A 23,954-nucleotide genomic window follows, 5' to 3' on the forward strand; every position below is an offset into this window, starting at 1 on the left:
ATGGACATGAAGCTGGCCTTCTCCACCCTCGGTGTCCCCGGCCTGCCGCTCCCGGACGTGCTGCGACTGGCCTCCGAGCACGGTTATCACGGAGTGGAGCTGCGCGCGCATCCGGAGGAGCCGGTGCATCCGGGCCTCACCGCCGCCGAACGGACCGATGTGGCGGCCGGGTTCAAGGCGGCGGGCGTCGAGATCCTCGGTCTGGCGGGGTACGCGCGCGTGGCCGCGCCCGGCGACGACACCGCCGTGCTCGACGAGATCCGCGGACTTCTCGACCTGGCCCGCGACCTGGGCGCGCCCTTCGTGCGGGTCTTCCCGGGCGCCGCCACCGGACAGTCCCCGCGGGAGGCCGACGCCGTCGCCGCGCGCCGGCTGGGCACGGCCGCCGAGTACGCCGCCGACGTCGGCGTACGGATCCTGCTGGAGACCCACGACTCGCACCGCACCGGGGCCGCCGCGATCCGGATCCTGGGCCCGGTCGGCCACCGGCAGGCGGGGGCGCTGTGGGACGTGATGCACACCTGGCTGGGCGGCGAGCAGCCCGCGGAGACGTACGCGGCCCTCGCGCCGTACCTCGGCTACGTCCAGGTCAAGGACATCGCCGCCGCCGACGACACCGCGCCGCTGCCGCTGGGCGCCGGGGTCCTGCCGCTCACCGAGTGCGTGGAGGTGCTCTCCCGGCACGGCTGGGACGGCTGGCTGTGCTGGGAGTACGAGAAGCGCTGGTACGAGGATGCCGCGCCGCTGCCGGAGCTGCTGGGCGCGGGGCGGGAGCACCTGGGGCGGTTGCTGAACGAGTCGGCGTAGGGCGGTGGCGCCGCTCGTCGTGCGGGCGTCCGGGGAAATCGGTTCGCCGGAGCCCGGCCCGGCCGGTTAGCCTCACGGCCGTGAACCCGCCCGGCCCCGTCGCCCCCTCATGAGTCTGACGCACGCGCTGATCGACGTACGTCCGCTGCGCACCTCCCCTGTCTTCCGGCGGCTGCTGATCGGGCGGACGGTGTCCATGCTCGGCGGCGTCATGACCATGGTCACCGTCATGTACCAGGTCTGGGACATGACCCACAGCACGGTCTGGAGCGGCGCGGTCGGTCTCGCGCAGGCGCTGCCGATGGTCGCGGTCGGGCTGTTCGCGGGGGCCTGGGTGGACCGGGCCGACCGCCGCCGGGTGTTCCTGCTCGCCACGGTCGGCCAGGCGGTCTGCTCCCTCCTCCTCGCCGTGCAGGGCTTCAACGGGCACGTGCCGGTGGTCGTGCTGCTCGGCCTGGTCGCCGCTCAGTCGTCCTGCGGGGCGGTCGGGGCGCCGGCCGCGGGCGTGTTCGTGCCACGGCTGCTGCCCAAGGAACAGGTGGCGGCCGGGCTCGCCCTGAACCAGATCACCGGCCAGGCGATGATGCTGCTCGGCCCGGCGCTCGCGGGCGTGCTGCTCGGCCGGCTGGGCATCGGCGCCTGCTACCTCCTGGACGCCCTGAGCTTCGGTCTGTCCTTCTACGGCGCCTTCGGGCTGCCCGCGCTGCCGCCCGAGGGCGAGCGCTCCCGGCCGGGACTGCGCGGGGTGCTGGACGGGCTGCGGTTCCTGACCGGCCACCGCGCGGTGCGCGGCGCCCTGCTCACCGATCTGGCCGCGACGGTGCTGTCGTTCCCGGTGAGTCTGTTCCCGCTGGTCAACGCGGAGCGCTTCGGCGACGACCCGAGCACGCTGGGCCTGTTCCTCTCCGCCCTCGCCGTGGGCGGCCTGGCCACCTCCGCGTTCTCCGGCTCGATCACGCGCCTGGGGCGCCCGGGGCCGGTGATGCTGTGCGCGTCCGCCACCTGGGGCGCCGCCCTGGTCCTCTTCGGTCTGACCACCAGCGCCTGGACGGGGCTCGCCCTGCTGGTGCTGGCCGGGGCGGCCGACACCACGGCTGTCGTCTCGCGCAGCACCATCGTGCAGACCCGCACCCCGGACGCCCTGCTCGGCCGGGTCACGGCCGCTGAGCAGATCGTCGGCCAGGCGGGCCCCAACCTGGGCAATCTGCGCGGCGGCCTGATCGCCGGCTGGACGTCCGGAGCGACGGCGCTGATCAGTGGGGGCCTGCTGTGCCTGGCGGCGGTGACGGCGGTGGCCGCCTCGACACCCGAGCTGCGCGGCGCCACCGGGCCGGGGGCCGGGGACTGAACTCGCCGTCGCCCGCGAGGCACCACTCCGGCGCCGCGGGCCACGAGCCGTACCCCGCGTCCGGGTGGAGGTGAGCGGCGCCCGGGACGATCCGGGAATCGCCGAAGGCCCGTCGGTAGACCTTCGAGGAACCAAGGCGCGGATCTACGACCGGAGCACGTCCCGCTGAGCGTCCCGGCCCGGATCCACGACACCCGCTTGCACTTTGTTCAAGTCCTGCCCTACAGTCGTGCCGCACCGACTTGAACAAAGTGCAAGTCGGCTGGGGAGTCCTCCGGAAGGGGAACGCGATGTCATACGAGACAGCGGCCGAGATCGCCGGGGCGACGGCGCGGCGGTACGGCATCCCCGGCGTCGCCGTCGGGATCCTGGCGGGGGGCCGGGAGCTGACCGCGTCCCACGGGATCACCAGCATCGAGAACCCGCTGCCGGTCGACGAGCACACGCTGTTCCAGGTGGCCTCGGTGACCAAGACCCACACGGCGACGGCACTCATGCGGCTGGTCGAGGAGGGGAGGGTCGACCTGGACGCCCCGGTGAGCCGCTACGCCCCCTCGTTCGCGCTCGCCGACGAGGAGGCCGCCGCCCAGGTCACCGTGCGGCGGCTGCTCAACCACACGGCCGGCCTGGACTGGAACCTCCTCGTCGACACCGGCGAGGGCGACGACGCCCTGGCCTCCTTCGTGGCGAAGCTGGCCGGCCACGAGCTGATCGCCCCGCCCGGCGCCCGCTCCTCCTACAGCCAGGCCGGCTTCAACCTGCTGGGGCATCTCCTGGAGAACGTCACGGGGCTGACGTACGAACAGGCCGTCGCCTCCCTCGTACTGGAACCGCTCGGCCTGGCACAGAGCTTCTACCGGGCCGACGACGTACTGACCCGGCGTTTCGCGGTCGGCCACAACCTCGACGCGGACGGCACCCTGTCCGTCGCCCGCCCCTGGAAGGGCACCCGCGCCAACAACCCCGGCGGCGGACTCGTCACCTCGGTCTCGGACCTGTTGCGCTGGGCCCGCTTCCACCTCGGTGACGGCCGGGCGCAGAGCGGTGAGCGGGTCCTGTCGGCCGGGACGCTGCACCGGATGCGGGAGCGGACGGTCGCTCTGCGGGCCAGCTCGCTCGGGGACGCGCTGGGCATCGCCTGGTTCCTGCGCGAGGTGGACGGGGTGCGCACCGTCGGCCACGGCGGCTCGGCGAACGGCCAGTTCGCGGAGCTCCTCCTCGTCCCCGAACGGGACTTCGCGGTGGTCGCGCTGTCCAACGCCGGTCCGGACGGCATCCCCTGCAACCGGACGATCGTCCGCTGGGCACTGGAGACGTACCTCGGCGTGGTCGACCGCGACCCCGAGCCGATCCCGTACGACCCGGCCCGCGCGCGGGAGGTCACCGGCGCGTACGAGAACGACGCGATGACCTTCGCCGTCGGCACGGACGGCACCGGTCTGACCCTGGAGGTCCGGATCAAGCCGGAGCTGCGCGCCGCCTGCGACACCGAGCTCCCGCCGGACCACGCGCCGTTCCCCTTCGGTCTGCTGCCGGGGGACGGCGACGAGTACGTCATCACCGAGGGGGCCTTCAAGGGGCAGCGCGGCTTCTTCGGCCGCGACGACAGCGGCACGGTGACGGGCGTCGACCTGGCCGGACGCCTGTTCTCCCGGGTCCGCGCCACCTCCTAGCCGCTTCATGGACGGCGTCACCCTCGTCGGCGACGCCGCCGGCCCGACGCTTCCCGAGGTCAGGAGACCGGTCGACGGCTCCCGAGGCGCGCGCCGTCCAGCCGCGCGGTGGGGCGCGCGGGTGCCACGGACGTCAGCGCGACCCCACCGACCAGCAGTGCCGCCGCGCACCATCTGAGCGGGCTCACCGACTCGCCCAGGAAGAGGGCCGCGGACGTCATCCCGAAGACGGGGACGAGCAACGAGAAGGGGGCGACCGTTGAGGCGGGGTGACGGCGCAGCAGCCAGCCCCAGGCTCCGAAGCCGAAGACCGTGGTGACCCAGGCGACGTACACGACCGTGCCGACGCCCTGCCGGTCCAGCGCGCCCAGGGCGTCGTAGTCCCGGGCGGGGCCCTCCAGCAGCAGGGACAGGGCCAGCAGCGGCAGGACCGGGACCGTGCTCACCCACACCATGAAGTTCAGGGCGTCCGGGGGTGCCGCCTTGCGGGTCAGGACGTTCGAGGCGCCCCAGCAGACCGCGGCCGCGACGACCAGCGCGAAGGCGCCGAGCGGGCCCGAGGCGCCCTCGTCCACGGCCGCGACGCCGATGCCGGCGAGAGCGACCAGCATGCCCGCCGCGCGGACCGCGGTGGGCCGCTCGCCGAGCACCGCGAACGCGATCAGCGCGGTGAACACCGCCTGTATCTGGAGCACGAGGGACGACAGGCCGGCCGGCATTCCGGCGTCCATGCCGACGAACAGCAGCCCGAACTTCGCCACTCCCAGGACCAGGCCCACCGCCACGATCCATTTCCACGCCACCTTCGGGCGTCCGACGAAGAAGACCGCCGGGACGGCCGCGACCAGGAACCTCAGGGCCGAGAAGAGCAGGGGCGGGAAGTGGTCGAGGCCGATCTCGATGACCGTGAAGTTCACGCCCCAGACGGCGGCCACGGCGACGGCGAGGGCGAGGTGCGCGGGTTTCATACGTCGAGGATCACTTCCCACGACCATGAAGCACCAGCGATGATTGCTGCACGGTCGGATTAAGGAACGCTAAGCGGCCGACGCCGAGCACCAGGAGGGGTCATGCTCGATCTCCAGCGCCTCCGCGCGCTGCACGCCGTCTCCGTGCACGGCACGGTCGGAGCGGCCGCCGCCGCGCTCGGGTACACCCCGTCAGCCGTGTCCCAGCAGATCACCAAGCTGGAGCGGGAGACCAGGACCGTGCTGCTGGAGCGGGAGGGGCGCGGGGTGCGGCTCACCCCCGAGGCACATCAGCTGGCCGCCACCGCACGGCAGTTGATGGCCATCGTGGAGCGGGCCGAGACCGAGCTGGAGGAGCGCCGCGGGCTGCCCGCCGGGCGGCTGACCCTGGCGGCTTTCGCGTCGGCGGCCCGCGGGCTGCTGCCGCCCGTGCTCGCCGACCTGGCCGAGCGGCACCCCGCGCTGGACGCCCGGCTCTGCGAGGTCGACCCGCATCTCTCCGTCGACCTGGTCGCCAAGGGCGCCGTCGACCTCGCGGTGGCGCACGACTGGGACATCGCGCCGCTGCCCGCCCCGGCGGGGGTGGAGCAGGCGGTCATCGGGGACGACCTGTGCGATCTGCTCGTACCCGAGGGGCATCCGCTGGCCGGGCGGACGGACGTGCGGCGGGAGGAGCTGGGCGGCGAGCGGTGGATCTGCCAGCCGCCCGGCCGGGTCTGCCACGACTGGCTCGTGCGCACGCTGCGCGCGGCCGGGCACGAGCCGGACCTCGTGCACCAGGCCGAGGAGAACCCGACCATCGTGGCGCTCGTCGCGGCCGGCCTGGGCGTCGCCCTCATCCCCCGGCTCGGTCGCGGCCCGCTGCCGGACGGGGTCGTGGAGGTGCCGATGGACCCGATGCCCGTGCGCCGCCTGTACGCGCTGTGGCGCACGGGGGCGGCCCGGCGGCCGGCGATCGCGGAGACCGTGCGCGCGCTCCAGGCCCGCTGGCCGGACGTATCGGCGCACGCACCCCGCTGAACACACCCGTACCAACTTACGGAAATCGGGCGGCAGGCGGGAACCCAGCCTTCGCACCCCGCGTCCAACGACCGAACTGCCGGACGAGTCACCGTGGTGCGGTGTCGGCCTCGCTGCTGGCTGCGAACGCTGACGCCCCTCTCCGCCGTACCACGGCCGGCAGCACGCCGCCATCGGCGCGCCCCCCTCCAACTGCGCCGATGGCGGCGCCCCGCTGGTTACTGTGCACTCCCTTGACCGGAAGAAACTTCCCGGATATTGGTGACTCCTTGGAAGTTTCCTTCAGCGGATCTCCTTGGGAGGGAGCGCACGTGCCCGACAACAGCGCGGGAAGCACGGAAAGTTCGAGAAACACAGGTGGTTCACGCAGCACGGGAAGCACCGCACGTCCGTCCAGACGTACCGTCCTCGCCGCCACGGCCGGTGTCACCGCGTCCCTGACGGTCGGCGTGCCCGGGTACGCCGCCGAACGCGACGACCGGCACCTGCACGCCCTCCTCTCCCGTATGACGCTGGAGGAGAAGGTCGGCCAGCTCTTCGTCATGCGGGTCTACGGCCACTCGGCCACCGCGCCCGACCAGGCCGACATCGACGCCAACCTCAGCGAGATCGGCGTCCGCACCGCCGCCGAGCTGATCGCCAAGTACCGCGTCGGCGGCATCATCTACTTCGCCTGGGCGCACAACACCCGCGACCCGCACCAGATCGCGGAACTGTCGAACGGCATCCAGGCCGCGTCCCTGGAGCAGCCGCGCGGCCTGCCCGTCCTCATCTCCACCGACCAGGAGCACGGCATCGTCTGCCGCGTCGGCAAGCCCGCCACGCTGCTGCCGGGCGCGATGGCCGTCGGGGCGGGCGGTTCGCGTGCCGACGCCCGTACGCTCGGCCGGATCTCCGGTGCCGAGCTGCGCGCGATCGGCATCCGGCAGGACTACTCCCCCGTGGCCGACGTGAACGTCAACCCGGCCAACCCGGTGATCGGCGTACGGTCCTTCGGCGCCGACCCGCACGCGGTGGCGGGCCTGGTCACGGCCGAGGTGAAGGGGTACCGGGCGGCGGGCGTGGCCGCGACGGCCAAGCACTTCCCCGGGCACGGCGACACGGCCGTCGACAGCCACTTCGGCTTCCCGGTCATCACCCACAGCCGCGAGCTGTGGCAGGAGCTGGACGCGGTGCCCTTCCGGGCGGCGATCCGGGCGGACATCGACTCGATCATGACCGCGCACATCATGGTCCCGGCGCTGGACGACTCCGGCGACCCGGCGACCCTCTCCCACCCGATCGTGACCGGCATCCTGCGCGGCGAACTCGGCTACGACGGGGTGGTGGTGACCGACGCGCTCACCATGGAGGGCGTGCGTACCAAGTACGGCGACGACCGGGTGCCGGTGCTCGCGCTGAAGGCGGGCGTGGACCAGCTCCTCGACCCGCCCTCCCTCGACGTCGCCTGGAACGCCGTCCTGGACGCGGTTCGCGGCGGCGAGCTGACCGAGGCCCGGCTCGACGAATCGATCCTGCGGGTGCTGCGGCTGAAGGCGAAGCTCGGCCTGTTCGAGCGGCCGTACGTCAGCCGGGCGGGCGTGGACCGCGTGGTCGGCACGGCGGCGCACCTCGCGACGGCCGACCGCATCGCCGAGCGGACGACGACGCTGCTGGTCAACGAGGGCCGGGTGCTCCCGCTGTCCCGCCGCACCCACCCCAGGGTGCTGGTCGTCGGCGCCGACCCGGCGTCCCCGTCGGGCACCACGGGCCCGCCGACGGGCGTCCTCGCGGCCGCTCTCACCGAACTGGGCTTCACGGCGAAGGCGCTGTCCACCGGCACCGCGCCCTCGGCCGCGGTCGTCGCCCAGGCCGTCGCGGCGGCCGGTGACGCGGACGCGGTCGTCGTCGGGACGTACAACGTCACCGGGGCCGGCGGCCAGCGGACGCTGGTGGAGCAGCTGCTCGCGACCGGGAAGCCGGTCGTCGCGATCGCCGTCCGCAACCCCTACGACATCGCGCAACTGCCCGCTGTGAAGGCGTACTTGGCGACGTACTCGTGGACCGACGTCGAACTGCGCGCGGCCGCGCGGGTGATCGCCGGGCACGTGGCGCCGCACGGGAAGCTGCCGGTGCCGGTACCACGGGCGGGCGACCCGGCGCAGGTGCTGTATCCGATCGGGCACGGGCTGACGTACTAGGCGTACGCCCCACGCCCGGCATACCACCCCCGAAGGGCGCAAAGACCCCCGGATGTCTGGCGTGCCCCGCTGTCGCGGGTCACGCTGGACGGGGGTGGCCGGGGGATGGCGATGCGCGGGAGATGGTCCGTGGCGGTGGTGTGCGCCCTGTCGGCGCTGCTCGCCGCCCTGCTGACGGGATGCCAGGGGTCCGGCGGCGCGGGGGACCCGGGCGCGCAGGACGGCCGGCTCGGCGCGCGGCCGAGCCCCAGCGTGCCGGCCGGCTACGGCGCCGAGTTCCTGGGAGCCGACGAGTGCAGCTCCTTCGGCACCACGAGCTTCACCGAGGTGCCGTGCTCCGGCGAGCGGGCGGCGGCCCGGGTCGTGGCCCGCCACGACGGCACGGTGACCGACGGGCCGCCGTGCCCGGCGACCACCGACTTCGTGCTGCACATCAGCGAACAGGCCGCCGCCTCCGACGAGGACGGCGACGGCACGATCCGGCAGGGCTACGCCTGCATGCGCAACCTGGAACCGCCGCATCCCGGCGACCCGGGCGGCGGGGGCGGCCCGCGCACCATCGTCGGCGACTGCGTCTACGGTTCCGGCACCGGCCAGGTGCGCGAGACGGCCTGCGACGGCTCGGGGGCGAAGAAACCCCAGTACAAGGTGGTGAAGGCCGTGGACGCCCGCGTCAAGTGCCCGGCGTCCACGGCCCTCTACGTCCGGCTCGGCGGCACCGACCCGGTGGGCTGCGCCCGCCCGGTCTGACCGCCCCGCCGCCCTACGGCCGCAGCGCGGGCTCCCGCTCCACGTCCCGGACGTCCAGCTTCGCGTCGAACCCGGCCAGCGGCTTCGCCGCCGCCGCGTCCGCCTGCACGGCGGGGGACGCGACACCGGCCCACGCGAGGATCCGGGCGGTGGCGAGCGCCTTCTCGTCGGCGACCAGACCGGCCACGTTCGCGCCGTGGTTCAGACCGGGTGCCGTGAAGACGTACGCGTCCTTCGAGCCCTTGCCGACACGGAACCGCTCCGCGCCCCACGGGTCGTTCTGGCCGTAGACGAACAGCATGTGCCGCGCGTTGTGCGCCACCCAGCCGTCCACGTCACGCATCGCGCCCCGCTCGAACCGCATCGGGATGTCGCGCGGGACGAAGTTCCGGGGCGGCTGGTAGCCGTAGCGGACGTACTTCCGCTCGATGGCCGGGAAGTGGATCGTCGGTGCGCCCAGCTGGGTGCCCGCCTGGTAGTAGTACGGCGTGTACGGCTCCAGGCCCTGGTCCGTGTAGAAGGAGAAGCCGGAGATCGTGTCGACCGAGTTCCAGATCTCGTCGTCGGTCGCGGTGGCCGCGTCCGCCGGGATCGTGTCGCAGTCGGACAGCAGGCTGTACTGCCAGAAGCCCCAGACGTAGTCGAGGACGACCGCCTCGTAGGCCCGGTCCAGGCTGCCGACGGTGGTGAAGGTGTAGCCGTTCTCGGCGGCGTACGCCTCGTACTTCCTCTCCAGCGGCTTGCGGCGCACCAGCGCCTCGCGCTGCACCGCGTTCAGCCGGTCGCGGCACTCCTTGGTGCCGACCGAGGCGAAGAAGCGGTCGTAGGCGGCGTCCTCGTCGTTCACGACGTCGTTGGGGGCGACGTAGGCGACCACGCCGTCCATGTCGTGGGGGTAGAAGCGCTCGAAGTAGGTGGCGGTCATGCCGCCCTTGGAGCCGCCGGTGGCGATCCAGTTCCTGGTGTAGATCTTCTTCAGCGCCTTGAAGATGCGGTGCTGGTCGCTCGCCGCCTGCCAGATGTCGAGCTTGGACCAGTCGGCCGGGTCGGGCCGGGACGGCGTGAAGAAGCGGTACTCCATGGAGACCTGGTTGCCGTCCACGATCTGGGTCGGCTCACGGCGGCTGGGAGTGGTGGAGACGTTGTAGCCGCCGGTGTAGAAGACCGTCGGTCGGCCGACGTCCTTGTGCAGCACGGTGATCCGCTGCTGGAACGTGCCCTTGGACGGGTGCCGGTGGTCGACCGGCTGGGTGTAGTCGAGGACGAAGTAGCGGTAGCCGGCGTACGGCTTCTCCTCGATCAGGCTCATGCCCGGTACGGAGAGCAGCCGCTCCTTGATGTCGGTCGTTCCGGTGGCCTCCGGCACGGCGGCGGTGGCCGCCCCGGCCGTGCTCAACGTGCCTATGAGCACGGTGAGCGCCAGCAGCCATCTGAGCGCCTTGCGCATGCACCCTCCCTGTGAAACGGATGTGCGCCGGAAGCTATCCCAGCAACACCCTTCACACCAGAGGGGGTTGAGACTCGGCGGGTCGGCGGGTCGGCCACGTCAGCACAGGATCCAGCCCGTGCTGACCGTTCCCCGCCCCACGGTGCCCTTGATCCGCACGCAGCGGTGCCCGGCGTGCACGGTCACCGGACCGGCCCGCAGGGTGTACTGCCCGCTGTCGACGACCGGCCGGGTGCCGCGCGCCTGCACGCTGACCGACATCGCCGTCCTGCGGCCGGGGTGGTCGGCGAGGGTGACGGCGCAGACGTAGCCGTCGCGCTTGTAGAGGTGGACGACGCCGGTCGAGAAGGTGACGGTCTTCACCTTCCGCCCGGCGCACTGCGTGGGGGCCGCGTCGGCGCTGCCCGGCGCCGCGAGCGCAAGCAGTCCGGAGGCGGCCAGCACGGTCATGCCGAGTGCCAGCCGCCGGCGTATCGCACCACTGTCCACGGTCGTCCCTCCTGTCACGCGACCATCACCGTACTGGTGTACGGACGCAGGACAGGTGTACGACGGTTGCGCGCGCCTCGCCCCCGGGCCTCGGGGCACCCCGCGCCGGGCCCCGCCACCCGTCGCGTGGGCCCCGCTACACCGTCGGGACGGGCTCGCCCACGAAGGTCCGCCACAGCCGCGCGTACTGGCCGTCCAGGGCCAGCAGTTCGTCGTGCGTGCCGTCCTCGGCGACGCGGCCGTGGGCCATCAGCACGACCCGGTCGGCGCGCGCGGCGGTGGTCAGCCGGTGGGCGACCACGAGCGTCGTACGGCGGCCCGCGAGCCGCTGCGTCGCCTGGTTGACCTGTGCCTCGGTGGCCAGGTCCAGGGCGGCCGTCGCCTCGTCCAGGAGCAGGACGTCGGGGTCGACCAGCTCCGCGCGCGCCAGCGCGATCAACTGCCTTTGCCCGGCGGAGAGGTTGCGGCCACGCTCGGCGACCTCGTGCAGATAGCCGCCCTCCAGCGTGGCGATCATCTCGTGCGCGCCGACCGCGCGGGCCGCCGCCTCCACCTGCGCGTCGGTGGCGTCGGGGCGGCCGTAGGCGATGGCGTCCCGCACGGTGCCCTGGAAGAGGTACGCCTCCTGCGGGACGACACCGAGCCGATGGCGGTACGAGGTGATGTCGAGCGTCCGCAGATCGATGCCGTCGACCGTCACCCGGCCGGCGGTCGGGTCGTAGAACCGGGCCACCAGCTTGACCAGGGTCGACTTGCCGGCCCCGGTCTCGCCGACGAAGGCGACGGTCTGGCCGGCGGGGATCGTCAGGTCGATGCCGGTGAGCGCCGTCTCGTCGTCGCCGTAGGCGAAGCTGACGTCCTCGAAGGCGATCTCGCCGCGCAGGGAGCGCACCGCGAGCGGCTCGTCGGCCGCCTTCGTGGACGTGGGCTCCCGCAGCAGCTCCTGGATGCGGCCGAGGGAGACGGTCGCCTGCTGGTAGCCGTCGAAGACCTGGGAGAGCTGCTGCACAGGGGCGAAGAACAGGTCGATGTAGAGGAGGTAGGCGACCAGGGCGCCCGTGGTGAGGGTGGCCGCGTCGACCCGGCTCGCGCCCGCGATCAGCACCGCGGCCACGGCCGCCGACGACAGGAACTGCACGAAGGGGAAGTAGAGGGAGATCAGCCACTGGCCCCGGATCCGGGCGCGCCGGTAGCTGTCGCTGCGCTGCGCGAATCGCCGCCCGCCGTCCCGCTCCCGCCGGAAGGCCTGCACGATGCGCAGCCCGGACACCGACTCCTGGAGGTCGGCGTTGACCGACGACACGCGCTCGCGGGCCAGTTCGTACGCCTTCACGCTCGCCCGGCGGAAGAAGTAGGTGGCGACGACCAGCGGGGGCAGCGTCGCGAAGACGACGAGCGCCAGCTGGACGTCGATGACCAGCAGGACGCCCATGATGCCGAAGAAGGTGACGACCGAGACGAAGGCGGTGACCAGGCCGGTCTGGAGGAACGTGGAGAGCGCGTCGACGTCGGTCGTCATCCGCGTCATGATCCGGCCGGTCAGCTCCCGCTCGTAGTAGTCGAGTCCCAGCCGCTGGAGCTGGGCGAAGATCTTCAGGCGCAGGGAGTACAGGACGCGCTCGCCGGTGCGTCCCGTCATCCGGGTCTCGCCGATCTGCGCCGCCCACTGCACGAACACCGTGAGCAGGCCGAGCAGGGAGGCCGCCCAGACCGCGCCGAGCGCCATCCGGCTGACGCCCTGGTCGATGCCGTGCCGGATCAGGACGGGCAGCAGGAGGCCCACCCCGGCGTCGACGGCGACGAGCGCCAGGCTGATCAGCAGCGGCCGTCCGAAGCCCCGCAGCAGGTGCTTCAGGCCGTACGACTCCTCCGGGCGCACCGCGCGCGCCTCGTCGATGTCCGGGGTGTCCGCCGCCGGGGGCAGCGCCTCGACCTGGGCGAGGAGTTCGGGGGTGGCCGGCATGCCGGCCAGGGCGTTGTCCTTGGGCTCGCGGTCACCGGTCCACAGGCGGGGGGTCAGCCCGCGTTCGGCGTCGAACTCGGCGTCCAGTTCGTCGCGGACCGAGGTGTCCTCCTGCGGCTCGGCGGGCGGGGTGTGGCCCGGGGAGACCCCGCCCAGCTCGTCCGGGTCGGTGAGCAGGCGCCGGTAGAGGTCCGAGCGTTCCTGGAGCTCCTCGTGGGTGCCGAGGTCGGCGAGCCGGCCGCCGTCGAGGACGGCGATGCGGTCGGCGAGGTTGAGGGTGGAGCGGCGGTGCGCGATGAGCAGGGTGGTGCGGCCCCGCATGACCTGCGCCAGCGCCTCGTGGATCTCGTGCTCCACGCGGGCGTCCACCGCGGACGTGGCGTCGTCGAGGACGAGCAGGCGCGGGTCGGTGAGGATCGCGCGGGCGAGTGCGACGCGCTGGCGCTGGCCGCCGGAGAGGGTGAGGCCGTGCTCGCCGACCATGGTGGCGTAGCCGTCGGGCAGCTCGGCGATGAACCGGTCCGCCTGGGCGGTGCGGGCGGCGGCCTCGATCTGCTCGTCGCTCGCGTCGGGACGGCCGTAGGCGATGTTGGCGCGGACGGTGTCGGAGAAGAGGAAGGAGTCCTCGGGGACCAGCCCGATCGCGGCGCGCAGCGAGTCGAGGGTGAGTTCGCGGACGTCGTGGCCGCCGATCAGGACGGCGCCGTGGGTGACGTCGTAGAAGCGCGGCAGGAGCAGGGAGAGGGTGGACTTGCCGGAGCCGGAGGAGCCGACGACGGCGAGGGTCTCGCCGGCCCGGATCTCGAAGGAGAGGCCCTCCAGCACCGGGCTGGTTCTGCCGGAGGCCTGGTCATAGCCGAACGCGACGTCGTCGAACTCGACGGTCGCGGGCGCGTCGGCGGGCAGCTCAGCGGTGCCGTCCTTGATGGTCGGCTCGGTGTCGATCAGCTCCAGGACGCGTTCGGTGCTCGCGCGGGCCTGCTGCGCGACGGTGAGGACCATGGCCAGCATGCGGACCGGGCCGACGAGCTGGGCGAGGTAGGTGGAGAAGGCGACGAAGGTGCCCAGGGTGATGTGTCCGCCGACGGCGAGCCAGCCGCCGAGCGCCAGCATCGCGACCTGGCCGAGGGCGGGCACGGCCTGGAGCGCCGGGGTGTACCTGGAGTTCAGCCGGACGGTGCGCAGCCGCCCGGCGAAGAGCCGGCGGCCGACCTCGCGCAGCTTGCCGGTCTCTTGGTCCTCCTGCCCGAAGCCCTTCACCACGCGTACGCCGCTGACGGCGCCGTCGACCACGCCCGCGACGGCGGCGGCCTGGGCCTGGGCGTACCAGGTGGAGGGATGCAGCCTGCCGCGGCTGCGGCGGGCGATCCAGCCGAGCGCGGGGGCCACGGCGAGGGCGACCAGGGTCAGCGGCAGCGACAGCCAGGCCATGATCGCGAGGGAGATCACGAAGAGCAGCAGGTTGCCGATGGTCATCGGCAGCATGAAGAGCAGACCCTGGATCAGCTGGAGGTCGCTGGTGGCCCGGCCGATCACCTGCCCGGTGGACAGCTCGTCCTGGCGGCGGCCGTCGAGCCGGGTGATCGTGTCGTACATCTCGGTCCGCAGGTCGTGCTGGACGTCGAGCGCGAGACGTCCGCCGTAGTAGCGACGGACGTAGGTGAGGAGGTAGACGAGGGCGGCCGCGACGATCAGGGCGCCGGCCCAGGGGGTCATGGCGCGGCTGTGGCCGGTGATCACGTCGTCGATGATCACCTTGGTGACCAGCGGGACCAGCGCGGTGACGGCCATGCCGCCCAGGGAGGATCCGAGAGCCAGGAGGACGTCTCCCGGGTGGCGCCAGGCGTAGCCCGCGAGTCTCCGCGCCCAGCCCTGCTTCTCCCCCTGTTGCGCTGCCACGCCGGTGCCTTCCGTTCGTCCTGGTCTACCGGAAGGCACCAACACGGAACGAAGCGGATTTCATCCCTCCGCAACATTCGGGCGGAGCGTGGTCAGGTGCGGACGCGCAGGTGGTAGAAGCGGGTCGTCTGCGCCGCGTTCTGGTTGTCGTCGCTGACCAGCAGGACGTCGAGGCGGCCCCGGGACCGGCCGGTGATCACCATGCCCTCGATGTTGTCGAGGAGCGGGTTCGGCTGCGGCTGTTCGGCGGTCGCACCCAGTGACGGGCAGGTCACCATGTCGGTGAGCAGGGTCTTCCTGATCGGCCGCACGCCGCTCTGGCCCGTGAGGTTCTCGACGCCGCTGGTGTCCGTGGCGCGGCGCGGGTCGGCCAGGTAGAGGCGGACCGTGTTGCCGACGCCGGCGGTGAAGCCGCGCTCCAGCACCAGGAGACGGCCGTCGAGGGTCGCCCGCACCTCGGGGACGCCGAGGCCGGTGTCGGTGCGGTAGGCGTACTGGGCGCCGAGCCGGAAGTGGTCGCCCTTCGTCCGCCGCCAGGTCTGGAAGCGGACGATGCCGGCGCCGTCACCGGCGAGCGGGTACTCCATCGACGCCAGCAGGGTGCGGCCGCCGGGAAGCAGGGTCAGCCCCTCGAAGGTGCCGTTGGAGACGGCGCGGCCGGCCGGGGCGACCTGGAGCGAGGCCGGCACCGGGAGGCGGTCGAGGATCGTGCCGTCGGCTCGGTGGCGGCGCACGGACGGCTCGGTCTCGGAGGTGATCAGACGGGTGCCGTCACGGTCGACGACCAGTCCTTCGGAGTCGAGCGCCGCGCCGTTCTCGTCGGCGAGCGCGGTCACGCCCGTCGGCCGGAGCGTCCGCGCGTCCAGGGTGAACAGCGCGGAACGGTCCGAGAGCGCGGCGAGCCGCCCGGAACGGTCCATGGCCAGGGCGGAGAAGTTGCCGACGAAGGTGCCGTCGTACGTCGTCTTGTCGAGCGCGTCGGAGAAGCGGTCGATGGTGACGGACGGCGAACAGGCCTGGTTCTCCCGGGCGCCGGCCGGGCCGGCGGCGGCCACGGAGGTGGCCGCCGCCAGACAGGCGGTGACGGTGGCGAGTACGGTTCGCAGACGCATGGGCGTCACCGTAGGACGGCTCGGTGACGCCCGGTGGGCCGCGCCGTGAAGGATCCGCCGTCTCAGGACATGAGGTCCCTGTGCACGACCTTCGCGACGCCCTGGATGGTCGTGATGCCGTAGTTCATCGTGCTGTTGCCGTGGGTCAGCACGGTGATCGTGTAGTCGTGGCCGCGCCCCTTGAAGGTGCCGACGCTGTGTACCCGCCAGCCCTGCGTGGAGCGTTGCAGCCAGCCGTTCTTGACGTGCACGGAGACACCGGAGGGCACTCCGTAGGGCGTGCCCCAGCGCTGGGAGGAGACGACCTTCCCCATCAGCTTCTGGATGTAGTCCCGTGAGTTGTCGCTGAGCACCGTGTTCTTGGCGGTGACGAGAGCGAGCAGCTTCTGCTCGTCGGTCACCGTGATCTGGGTCAGCCCCCAGTAGCCGTTCGCGCCCGGCTTCGTCTGGGTCATCTTGGCCGCGGTCAGGAAGCCCTTGATCTTCGTCAGGCCCAACTGCTTCCAGAGCTTGCTGGTCGCGGTGTTGTCCGACTTGGTGATCATGGCGGTGGCGAGCGAGTTCTCGGTGCTCGTCAGATAGCGGTTGTGCTTCTTCGCGTCCCACAGCAGCGTGGCCAGGACGGTGACCTTGACGACGCTGGCCGAGTCGTAGGCGCTGCCGGCACGCAGCGTGCAGTTGGTCTTGGTGGTGCGGTCGTAGAGGCCGACGGCGACGGTGCCCGAGCGGTGGGCGAGCGCGGCCGTGATGTCCGTCTTGAGCTTGGCGGCCAGGGCCGCCTTCGACGATGTGCAGGCGACGGCCGGTGCCGCCGCGGCGGCGGGCGTCGCGGCGGCCACACCCGAAATGAGCACCCCGGCCGTAAGGCCCCCCGCTACTACTCTCGCGCGTCTGGATATCCCGTGAGTCATGCATCTATGACTCACAAGTTCGACCGAATGGTTGTACGGGCATGCGCGGCGATTGTGTGACGACCGGGCGACGGTGTGCCGACCGCGCCCGCCCCCCGGCCGATTCACAGGCAGGGGCCAGGCAGGGCACAGCCCGCACCCACCCCCGCTGTGCACGATGCGGCCGTGACATCTGCCACCGATCCACTCCCCCACCCGACCGTGACCCCCGACCCGCCGCAAGCCTCACCCGCGGCACCCCCGGAGAAGTCGCCCCGCTGGTCGCCGCCCGCGCTGATCGCGATCCTGGTCCTGGTGGCCGTGCTCTACTCCTGGAACCTCTCCGGCTCCGGCCTGAACAGCTTCTACAGCTCGGCCGTGTTCAGCGGCACCCGGAGCTGGAAGGCGTGGTTCTTCGGCTCGCTGGACGCGGGCAACTTCATGACCGTCGACAAGCCACCGTTCGCGCTGATGGTCATGGGCCTGTCCTGCCGGATCCTCGGCTTCGGCACCTGGCAGATGATGCTGCCGATGATCCTCGTCGCGCTGGCGACGATCTGGATCCTGCACAGCTCCGTGAAGCGGGTCTGGGGCCACGGCGCGGCGGCGGTCGCCGCGCTGGTCCTGGCCCTGACCCCGATCACGGTCGCCATCAACCGGGACAACAACCCCGACACCCTGCTGGTGTTCCTCATGGTGTCGGGCGCGGCCCTCGCCCTGCGGGCGACCACGAACGGCAGGCTGCTGCCGCTGCTCGGCTCGGCCGCCTGCTTCGGCCTCGCGTTCAACACGAAGATGCTCCAGGGCTACATCGCGCTGCCCGCCGTCTTCGCGGCCTATCTGTACGCGGCCACGCCGAAGCTCGCCAGGCGGATCGTGAACCTGTTGCTCGCCGGGGTCGTCCTGGCCGTCTCCAGCTTCTGGTGGGCGACGGCCGTCTCACTCGTGCCCGCCGACGAGCGGCCCTACATCGGCGGTTCGACGGACGGCACCGCGTGGGACCTGATCATGGGCTACAACGGCCTCGGCCGGGTCCTCGGCGGCGAGGGCAACGGCGGGGGCGGTGGAGGCGGAGGCGGCGGCTTCTCCGGCGCCGCGGGCCTCGGCCGGCTGTTCAACGACATCCTCGGCGGCCAGATCTCCTGGCTCATCCCCTTCGCGGCGGTCGCCCTCGTCGGCGGCCTGGTGCTGTGCGGCCGCGCCCCGCGCACCGACCTCACCCGCGCCGCGCTGGTGCTGTGGGGCGGCTGGCTGGCCCTGCACTACCTGACGTTCGCCATGGCCGAGGGCACCATGCACCCGTACTACACGACCGCGGTCGCCCCGGGCATCGCGGTGCTGTGCGGGGGCGGCGGCGTCATGCTCCTGCGTGCCCTGCGCGGCGGCGACGCGCGCTGGTCGTGGGTGTTGCCCACCGGGCTCGCGGTCACCGGCGTGTGGGCGGTCGTGCTGCTGCGCCGGGCCACCGACTGGAACACCTGGCTGTGGCCGGTCGTCGCGGTGGTCATGGTGCCGGCGATCGTGGGCCTGTTCCTGTTCCGCTCCGGCAACCGCGCGCGGCTGCTGACGGCGTCCGTGGCCGCCGCGACGGTCGCGGCCCTTGCGGGTCCGACGGCGTACGCGGTCGCCGTTCCCGCGAGTGCGGGCGGCACCGGCGGCGGCATGGGCGGCACCAACCCGACCGCCGGTCCGTCGAACGGCGGCGGCTTCGGCGGGAGCGGTGGCGGTGGCGGTCGGGGCGGCTTCGGCGGCAACGGTGGCGGCCCGGGCGGCGGGGAACTGCCCGCCGGCACCGGGCCGGGCGGTCAGGCGGCCGGCCAGGAAGGCGGCGGGACCACGCCCGGCGGCGGTGCGAACGGCGAGCTGCCGGGCGGTGCCCCGCAGGGCGGCGCGAACGGCGGCTTCCCGGGCGGCGAAGGCGGCCAGACCGGCGGCTTCCCCGGCGGCGCGAACGGTACGGCGCCGGGCGGTGAGAGCGGCGGGCCAGGCGGCGGAGGCATGGACAGTGGCGGCGGCATGGACGGCGGCACCAGCAGCGAGCTGGTCGCCTACCTGGAGAAGCACCAGGACGGCGCCAAGTGGCTGCTCGCGGTGTCCAACTCGCAGAGCGCCGGACAGCTGATCCTGAGCACCCGCAAGCCCGTCATCTCCATGTACGGCTTCACCGGCAGCGACAACGGCATGACGGTCGCCAAGCTCAAGGAACTGGTGAGGAAGGGCGAGTTGCACTACATCCAGGTCGGCGGCGCAGGCATGGGCGGCGGCAACAACGCCTCTGCCGCGGTCACCGCGTGGGTGCAGAAGCACGGCACCGCGGTGGAGGAGAGCGAGTACGGCAAGACCACGGCGTCGGAGTCGAGTTCGGCGTCGAACGCGGAGTCGAACGCGGACGCGGAGTCGGACGCGACCTCCCAGAGCGCCCGGTCGGCGTCGACGCTCTACAGGCTCGACCCGTCGGACGTGAGCTGATCCACGGCGGACCCGTACGGCCCCCGACCACCCGGTCGGGGGCCGCATCGACACGTCAACCCACGTAGACACAGGGCGGATTGCCGGTTCCGCTCACGCGATCGACACGTCCGGTTCATTTACATGACCGCATGTGCATGTCACGATCCCGGGTGCCGCCTCCATTCAACCCGCGTAGATCGGACTCCCCACATGCTGGCGACACGGATCCGCCGCTGGAAGTCAGTGGCGCTCACCACCGCAGCCGTCCTGGTCGGACTCGCCGCCCCGGCGCTCACCGCGACCCCCGCCGCGGCGACCACGACGGCCTACGACTCGACGTACTACAAGAACGCGGTCGGCAAGACCGGTACGAGCCTCAAGTCCGCGCTGCACACGATCATCAGCAGCCAGAGCAAGATCTCGTACTCGGCGGTCTGGAACGCGCTCAAGGTCACCGACCAGGACCCGAACAACAGCAACAACGTGATCCTGCTGTACAGCGGCGTCTCGCGCAGCAAGTCCCTCAACGGCGGCGACGTCGGCGACTGGAACCGCGAGCACACCTGGGCCAAGTCCCACGGCGACTTCGGCGAGGTGACCGGTCCGGGCACGGACCTGCACCACCTGCGCCCCGCGGACGTCCAGGTCAACAGCATCCGGGGCAACCTGGACTTCGACAACGGCGGCAGCACGGTCACCAACGGCGGCGGCAGCCTCGTCGACTCCGACTCCTTCCAGCCGCGCGCCGCGGACCGGGGCGACGTGGCCCGCATGATCCTCTACATGGCCGTGCGCTACGAGGGTGACGACGGCTTCGCCGACTTGGAGCCCAACGAGAAGGTGGGCAACGGCAGCAACCCCTACATGGGCAAGCTCTCCGTCCTCAAGGCGTGGAACGAGGCGGACCCGCCGAGCGCCTTCGAGGAGAAGCGCAACCAGGTCATCTACGACACCTACCAGCACAACCGCAACCCGTTCATCGACCACCCGGAGTGGGTCGAGGCGATCTGGTAGTTCCGGTCCGGCGCGCCGGAGCAGGGCGCTGACGCCATCACCCTGCCGCGGCGCCCGGTCCTACTACTTCCCCCACACCAGTGAAGTCGATCTTGGACTCGGGCGTGTCACCGCCCCGGCACAAGAGCATGGGGGCATCCCGGCAGCTCCGCCGGGGTGCCCCAACTCCCTTTCCTGGAGATGCTCATGAAGCTGCGTTCCTGGTCCCTGGCCGCCGCCCTCGCGCTGACCGCCCTGGTGCTCCCCGCGCAGAACGCCTCCGCACAGGCCGCGCCCCCCGCCTGTCCCGACGGCTCGGTGTGTTTCTGGAGCGGGGAGGGATTCAGCGGCGACTACTGGGAGTGGACGTCCCGCAGCGGTTACCGCGACATGCCGCCCCGCCTGCACGACCACGTCGGTTCCGCCGTCGCGAGCACCCGTGCCTGCTTCGTCAACTGGTCCCCGGTCGAGAAGCGGGACGTCTTCAACGGCGACTGGCGCTCGCGCTACCTCGGCGACTTCGGCGGCCGGATCGACGGGGTGGGCCCGGGCGCCTGCTGAGGCCTACCGCGCGTCGCCACCGTCCCCGGGAGCGCCGTACCAACGCCACCGCGTGAGGCGCGCGTGCCCCGGGATCTCCCCTCGGCCGGTGGCCCACAGCAGGGTGGGCCACCGGTCGGTGTCGGACGGGGCGCTCGGAAAGAGCCGGGCCAGGACCCGATCGCACAGGCCGGCATCCGGAGCCCATTCGACACCGAGCCCCGCGGCGACATCGTGCAGGTGCACCAGCGTCTCGACGACCCCCATGGCGGCGAAGCCCTCGGGGTCGGACACACCGAAGACGTGATGCGACCTGACGGTCGGCGCCGTCGTACGCACCATGGCCGCCAGCAGAGCACCACTGGCCTCCAGCACCTGCACCAGCCCGGCCGGCCCGGCGTCCCGATCGGCGAAGATGACGTTCGCCGGGCCTCCAGGCTTCGCGCGCCGCCAGACGAAGGGGACTTCCCTGTCCGACGGCGGTCGCTCGGGGCCGAGTTGGGCGGCATAGGAGAACAGATCGTCGGCGAGATGCTCGACGGTCTCCCAGCAACTCCACTCCAGGGAGCCCGCCTTGGCGTCCCAGTCGGCTGCCTCCGCGGCCCGCAGGACGCTCACCGCCAGCCGCACGGCGCGGGTCACGTCGGCGGCGGTGATCGGATCAGATGTTCGATGCGCTTCGGGCATGGCGGGACCGTACCAATGATGCTCCTGGCTCGAAGCGTCGCCTCAGCCGAGGTGCGTCGGCGCGAACATGCGCAGCAGCGCCGGGAGGACGACCACCGCCGGCCCCGGTGACGCCAGCGCCTCGGCCAGGTCGGCCGCCAGGCTCTCGGGGGTCGTACGGACTCCCGGGACCCCGAAGGACTCCGCCAGCGCCACGTAGTCCGGGCGGCTCAGCTCGGTCGCCGTCGCCTGCCCGAAGGCGTCGGTCATGTACTCGCGCAGGATGCCGTAGCCGCCGTCGTCGACGATCAGCCAGGTGACGTTCAGGTCGTACTGCCGGGCCGTCGCCAGCTCGGCGATCGAGTACAGGGCGCCGCCGTCGCCCGACACCGCGAGCACCGGGCGGGTCGGGTCGGCGGCGGCCGCGCCGAGGGCCGCGGGGAAGCCGTAGCCGAGGCCGCCGGCCCCCTGCGCGGAGTGCATCGCGTTGGGCGCCTTCGCGTCGAAGGCCGACCACGCCCAGTAGGCGAGAATCGTCATGTCCCAGAAGGACGGGGAGTCGGCCGGCAGGGCCCGGCGGACCGATCCCAGCACCTGCTGTTCCAGGGCGAGTTCCTGGCCGTCGATCCGCTCGGCGACCTTCGAGAGCAGGGTGCGCACCCGCTCCCGCACCGTGTCGTCCGCCCGTTCCGCCACCGTCTCCAGCAGCGCCTGCACCGCCATCCGCGCGTCCGCGTGGATGCCGAGCGCGGGGTGGTTGGCCTCCAGCTTGCCGAGGTCCGCCTCGATCTGGATCACCCGGCCGCGCGGCTTGAACGTGTGGTAGTTCGAGGAGAGTTCACCCAGACCCGAGCCCACCACCAGCAGGACGTCCGCGTCTTCCAGAAGGTCCGTGGTGTACCGGTCCTCCAGCCAGGACTGGAGCGACAGCGGATGGTTCCAGGGGAAGGCGCCCTTGCCGCCGAAGGTGGTGACCACGGGGGCGTTCAGCTTCTCGGCCAGCTGCCTCAGCTTGCCGGAGGCGTCCGCTCTGACCACTCCCCCGCCCGCGATGATCGCCGGGCGGGCGGCACGCGAGAGCAGATCGGCCGCCACGGCGGTCAGTTCGGGGCGCGGCAGCAGCTCGTCGGGGGTCGCGTCGACCGCCGTCACCACCGGCAGGGACGTCTGCGCCAGCAGCACGTCCTGCGGGATCTCCACCCACACCGGGCCGTGCGGGGCGGTCAGCGCCGACTTCCAGGCGGCCGCGATCGCCGACGGGATCTGCGACGCGGCGCGGACCGTGTGGACCGACTTGACGACGCCCCGGAACGAGGACGCCTGGTCCGGGAGTTCGTGCAGATAGCCGTGCCGGCCGCCGCCGAGGCCCGCGGTGGGGATCTGGCTGCTGATCGCCAGCACGGGGGCGGAGGCCGCGGCCGCCTCCTGGAGCGCGGCGAGCGAGGTCAGCGCTCCGGGGCCGGTGGACAGCAGCAGGGGCGCCGCCTCACCGGTGACCCGGCCGTACGCGTCCGCCGCGAACCCGGCGTTGTTCTCCACCCGCAGGCCGATGTAGCGCAGATCCGAGCGGCGCAGCGCGTCGAACATGCCGAGGGCGTGCTGGCCGGGCAGGCCGAAGACGGTCGTCGCGCCGAGCCCGGCCAGGGTCTCCACGACCAGGTCTCCGCCGTTGCGGCCGGGGGGAGGGTTCAGCGCGGCCTCCGTCTGGGCGGGCGTGGGACGGAGTTCCAGGTCGTGGTCGTGAGTCACTTCGCGCGAGCCTCGGCAATCTGGCGGGACATGATCGTGGTCAGTTCGTACGCCGTGTGGGACGCCGCCACCGACGTGATCTCGGCGTGATCGTACGCGGGCGCCACCTCGACGACGTCCGCCGAGACCAGGTGGCAGGAGGCCAGGCCGCGCAGGATCTCCAGCAGTTCGCGGGAGGTCATGCCGCCCGCCTCGGGGGTGCCGGTGCCGGGGGCGTGGGCTGGGTCGAGGCAGTCGATGTCGATGGAGATGTACAGCGGGCGGTCGCCGATGCGCTGGCGCAGCTGGTCGGCGACCTCGTCGGCGCCCCGGCGGTAGACGTCCGCCGAGGTGACGATGCCGAAGCCGAGCTTCTCGTCGTCGGTGAGGTCCTGCTTGCCGTAGAGCGGGCCGCGGGTGCCGACGTGGGAGAGCGCCTCGGTGTCGAGGATGCCTTCCTCGACGGCCCGGCGGAAGGGGGTGCCGTGGGTGTACTCGGCGCCGAAGTAGGTGTCCCAGGTGTCCAGGTGCGCGTCGAAGTGCAGCAGTGCGACGGGCCCGTGCTTCTTGGCCACGGAGCGCAGCAGGGGCAGCGCGATGGTGTGGTCGCCGCCGAGGGTCATGAGACGGGCGCCCGTGCCGAGCAGGTCGTCGGCGGCCGCCTCCACGGTGTCCACGGCCTCGTTGATGTTGAACGGGTTCACCGCTATGTCACCGGCGTCCGCGACCTGGGCGAGCGCGAAGGGAGAGGCGTCCTGCGCCGGGTTGTAGGGGCGCAGGAGCCTGCTCGCCTCCCGGATGGCGTTGCCGCCGAAGCGGGCACCGGGCCGGTACGAGACGCCCGAGTCGAACGGCACGCCCACGACGGCGACGTCTGCGGTGCCGACCTCGTCGAGGCGGGGCAGCCGGGCAAAGGTCGCGGGGCCGGCGTACCGCGGGATGCGGGAGGAGTCGACGGGCCCGCGGGGCGTCTCGCTGCTGCTCATGGAACTGCCTTCTTTCCTACGCTTCGTCGCGTATGCGCTGCTTG

18 protein-coding genes are annotated in these 23,954 nt (G+C 72.4%); 9 read left to right on the forward strand and 9 right to left on the reverse strand.

Annotation, left to right across the window (positions count from 1 at the left end; genetic code table 11):
* Nucleotides 1–6: 6 nt before the first annotated feature.
* From ACFV0T_RS05665 to ACFV0T_RS05675, 3 genes are all read left to right on the forward strand, one after another.
* Nucleotides 7–807: a sugar phosphate isomerase/epimerase family protein gene (locus tag ACFV0T_RS05665; RefSeq protein ID WP_385775103.1), complete on the forward strand. Its 801-nt coding sequence runs from the start codon at nucleotides 7–9 to the stop codon at nucleotides 805–807.
* A 109-nt stretch (nucleotides 808–916) separates the two neighbouring features.
* Complete coding sequence (locus ACFV0T_RS05670; RefSeq protein WP_385774785.1) at nucleotides 917–2,155, forward strand: MFS transporter; 1,239 nt, start codon at nucleotides 917–919, stop codon at nucleotides 2,153–2,155.
* Nucleotides 2,156–2,445: 290 nt separating this feature from the next.
* Nucleotides 2,446–3,828, forward strand: a complete 1,383-nt coding sequence (locus tag ACFV0T_RS05675; RefSeq protein WP_385774787.1) for a serine hydrolase domain-containing protein — start codon at nucleotides 2,446–2,448, stop codon at nucleotides 3,826–3,828.
* 59 nt (nucleotides 3,829–3,887) lie between these two features.
* On the opposite strand, the gene ACFV0T_RS05680 is transcribed toward ACFV0T_RS05675, so the two are convergent.
* Entirely contained in the window at nucleotides 3,888–4,796 is a 909-nt protein-coding gene (locus tag ACFV0T_RS05680; protein WP_385774789.1) for an EamA family transporter, read from the reverse strand.
* 102 nt (nucleotides 4,797–4,898) lie between these two features.
* On the opposite strand from ACFV0T_RS05680, the gene ACFV0T_RS05685 reads away from it, so the two are divergent.
* From ACFV0T_RS05685 to ACFV0T_RS05695, 3 genes are all read left to right on the forward strand, one after another.
* A complete protein-coding gene (locus tag ACFV0T_RS05685; protein ID WP_385774791.1) occupies nucleotides 4,899–5,816 on the forward strand; it encodes a LysR family transcriptional regulator in 918 nt (305 codons plus the stop codon).
* Nucleotides 5,817–6,127: 311 nt separating this feature from the next.
* A complete protein-coding gene (locus ACFV0T_RS05690) occupies nucleotides 6,128–7,996 on the forward strand; it encodes a glycoside hydrolase family 3 protein (protein WP_385774793.1) in 1,869 nt (622 codons plus the stop codon).
* Nucleotides 7,997–8,107: 111 nt separating this feature from the next.
* Complete coding sequence (locus ACFV0T_RS05695; RefSeq protein ID WP_385774795.1) at nucleotides 8,108–8,746, forward strand: hypothetical protein; 639 nt, start codon at nucleotides 8,108–8,110, stop codon at nucleotides 8,744–8,746.
* A gap of 13 nt (nucleotides 8,747–8,759) precedes the next feature.
* On the opposite strand, the gene ACFV0T_RS05700 is transcribed toward ACFV0T_RS05695, so the two are convergent.
* The 5 genes from ACFV0T_RS05700 to ACFV0T_RS05720 all read right to left on the reverse strand — a co-directional run bounded on the left by ACFV0T_RS05700 (nucleotide 8,760) and on the right by ACFV0T_RS05720 (nucleotide 16,567).
* Nucleotides 8,760–10,193 carry a S28 family serine protease gene (locus ACFV0T_RS05700; protein WP_385774797.1) on the reverse strand — a complete coding sequence of 478 codons (1,434 nt, stop codon included), beginning with the start codon at nucleotides 10,191–10,193 and terminating at the stop codon, nucleotides 8,760–8,762.
* Nucleotides 10,194–10,292: 99 nt separating this feature from the next.
* Nucleotides 10,293–10,682 carry a hypothetical protein gene (locus tag ACFV0T_RS05705; RefSeq protein ID WP_385774799.1) on the reverse strand — a complete coding sequence of 130 codons (390 nt, stop codon included), beginning with the start codon at nucleotides 10,680–10,682 and terminating at the stop codon, nucleotides 10,293–10,295.
* 136 nt (nucleotides 10,683–10,818) lie between these two features.
* Nucleotides 10,819–14,544: an ABC transporter ATP-binding protein gene (locus ACFV0T_RS05710; RefSeq protein WP_385774801.1), complete on the reverse strand. Its 3,726-nt coding sequence runs from the start codon at nucleotides 14,542–14,544 to the stop codon at nucleotides 10,819–10,821.
* A gap of 92 nt (nucleotides 14,545–14,636) precedes the next feature.
* Nucleotides 14,637–15,656, reverse strand: a complete 1,020-nt coding sequence (locus tag ACFV0T_RS05715) for an esterase-like activity of phytase family protein (RefSeq protein ID WP_385774803.1) — start codon at nucleotides 15,654–15,656, stop codon at nucleotides 14,637–14,639.
* Nucleotides 15,657–15,718: 62 nt separating this feature from the next.
* Nucleotides 15,719–16,567 (reverse strand): serine hydrolase, encoded by an 849-nt coding sequence (locus ACFV0T_RS05720; RefSeq protein ID WP_385774805.1) that lies wholly within the window; start codon nucleotides 16,565–16,567, stop codon nucleotides 15,719–15,721.
* 165 nt (nucleotides 16,568–16,732) lie between these two features.
* Here ACFV0T_RS05720 and ACFV0T_RS05725 point away from each other — a divergent pair, with 165 nt between their 5' ends.
* The 3 genes from ACFV0T_RS05725 to ACFV0T_RS05735 all read left to right on the forward strand — a co-directional run bounded on the left by ACFV0T_RS05725 (nucleotide 16,733) and on the right by ACFV0T_RS05735 (nucleotide 20,551).
* Nucleotides 16,733–19,015 carry an ArnT family glycosyltransferase gene (locus ACFV0T_RS05725; RefSeq protein WP_385774807.1) on the forward strand — a complete coding sequence of 761 codons (2,283 nt, stop codon included), beginning with the start codon at nucleotides 16,733–16,735 and terminating at the stop codon, nucleotides 19,013–19,015.
* Nucleotides 19,016–19,207: 192 nt separating this feature from the next.
* Nucleotides 19,208–20,011: an endonuclease I family protein gene (locus ACFV0T_RS05730; RefSeq protein ID WP_385774809.1), complete on the forward strand. Its 804-nt coding sequence runs from the start codon at nucleotides 19,208–19,210 to the stop codon at nucleotides 20,009–20,011.
* Nucleotides 20,012–20,191: 180 nt separating this feature from the next.
* Nucleotides 20,192–20,551: a peptidase inhibitor family I36 protein gene (locus ACFV0T_RS05735; protein WP_385775105.1), complete on the forward strand. Its 360-nt coding sequence runs from the start codon at nucleotides 20,192–20,194 to the stop codon at nucleotides 20,549–20,551.
* 3 nt (nucleotides 20,552–20,554) lie between these two features.
* On the opposite strand, the gene ACFV0T_RS05740 is transcribed toward ACFV0T_RS05735, so the two are convergent.
* Genes ACFV0T_RS05740 through speB form a run of 3 tightly spaced genes read right to left on the reverse strand, consistent with a single transcriptional unit; the run spans nucleotide 20,555 to nucleotide 23,910 of the window.
* Nucleotides 20,555–21,217, reverse strand: coding sequence for a hypothetical protein (locus ACFV0T_RS05740; protein ID WP_385774811.1), 663 nt, complete (start codon nucleotides 21,215–21,217; stop codon nucleotides 20,555–20,557).
* 42 nt (nucleotides 21,218–21,259) lie between these two features.
* Nucleotides 21,260–22,945 carry a thiamine pyrophosphate-binding protein gene (locus tag ACFV0T_RS05745; RefSeq protein ID WP_385774813.1) on the reverse strand — a complete coding sequence of 562 codons (1,686 nt, stop codon included), beginning with the start codon at nucleotides 22,943–22,945 and terminating at the stop codon, nucleotides 21,260–21,262.
* Nucleotides 22,942–23,910 carry an agmatinase gene (gene speB / locus ACFV0T_RS05750; RefSeq protein WP_385774816.1) on the reverse strand — a complete coding sequence of 323 codons (969 nt, stop codon included), beginning with the start codon at nucleotides 23,908–23,910 and terminating at the stop codon, nucleotides 22,942–22,944. The genes ACFV0T_RS05745 and speB overlap by 4 nt, the downstream gene beginning before the upstream one ends.
* Nucleotides 23,911–23,954: the final 44 nt, after the last annotated feature.

Origin of the sequence: Streptomyces sp. NPDC059582 (assembly GCF_042735715.1) — a bacterium.
In the GTDB taxonomy this organism is placed as follows: domain Bacteria; phylum Actinomycetota; class Actinomycetes; order Streptomycetales; family Streptomycetaceae; genus Streptomyces.

Excerpts from the sequence above, each read along its gene's own strand:
- ACFV0T_RS05665 (WP_385775103.1), top strand. The coding sequence starts at position 7 with ATGAAGCTGGCCTTCTCCACCCTCGGTGTCCCCGGCCTGCCGCTCCCG.
- ACFV0T_RS05670 (WP_385774785.1), top strand. The coding sequence starts at position 917 with ATGAGTCTGACGCACGCGCTGATCGACGTACGTCCGCTGCGCACCTCC.
- ACFV0T_RS05675 (WP_385774787.1), top strand. The coding sequence starts at position 2,446 with ATGTCATACGAGACAGCGGCCGAGATCGCCGGGGCGACGGCGCGGCGG.
- ACFV0T_RS05680 (WP_385774789.1), bottom strand. The coding sequence starts at position 4,796 with ATGAAACCCGCGCACCTCGCCCTCGCCGTCGCCGTGGCCGCCGTCTGG.
- ACFV0T_RS05685 (WP_385774791.1), top strand. The coding sequence starts at position 4,899 with ATGCTCGATCTCCAGCGCCTCCGCGCGCTGCACGCCGTCTCCGTGCAC.
- ACFV0T_RS05695 (WP_385774795.1), top strand. The coding sequence starts at position 8,108 with ATGCGCGGGAGATGGTCCGTGGCGGTGGTGTGCGCCCTGTCGGCGCTG.
- ACFV0T_RS05700 (WP_385774797.1), bottom strand. The coding sequence starts at position 10,193 with ATGCGCAAGGCGCTCAGATGGCTGCTGGCGCTCACCGTGCTCATAGGC.
- ACFV0T_RS05715 (WP_385774803.1), bottom strand. The coding sequence starts at position 15,656 with ATGCGTCTGCGAACCGTACTCGCCACCGTCACCGCCTGTCTGGCGGCG.
- ACFV0T_RS05720 (WP_385774805.1), bottom strand. The coding sequence starts at position 16,567 with ATGACTCACGGGATATCCAGACGCGCGAGAGTAGTAGCGGGGGGCCTT.
- ACFV0T_RS05730 (WP_385774809.1), top strand. The coding sequence starts at position 19,208 with ATGCTGGCGACACGGATCCGCCGCTGGAAGTCAGTGGCGCTCACCACC.
- ACFV0T_RS05735 (WP_385775105.1), top strand. The coding sequence starts at position 20,192 with ATGCTCATGAAGCTGCGTTCCTGGTCCCTGGCCGCCGCCCTCGCGCTG.
- ACFV0T_RS05740 (WP_385774811.1), bottom strand. The coding sequence starts at position 21,217 with ATGCCCGAAGCGCATCGAACATCTGATCCGATCACCGCCGCCGACGTG.
- speB (WP_385774816.1), bottom strand. The coding sequence starts at position 23,910 with ATGAGCAGCAGCGAGACGCCCCGCGGGCCCGTCGACTCCTCCCGCATC.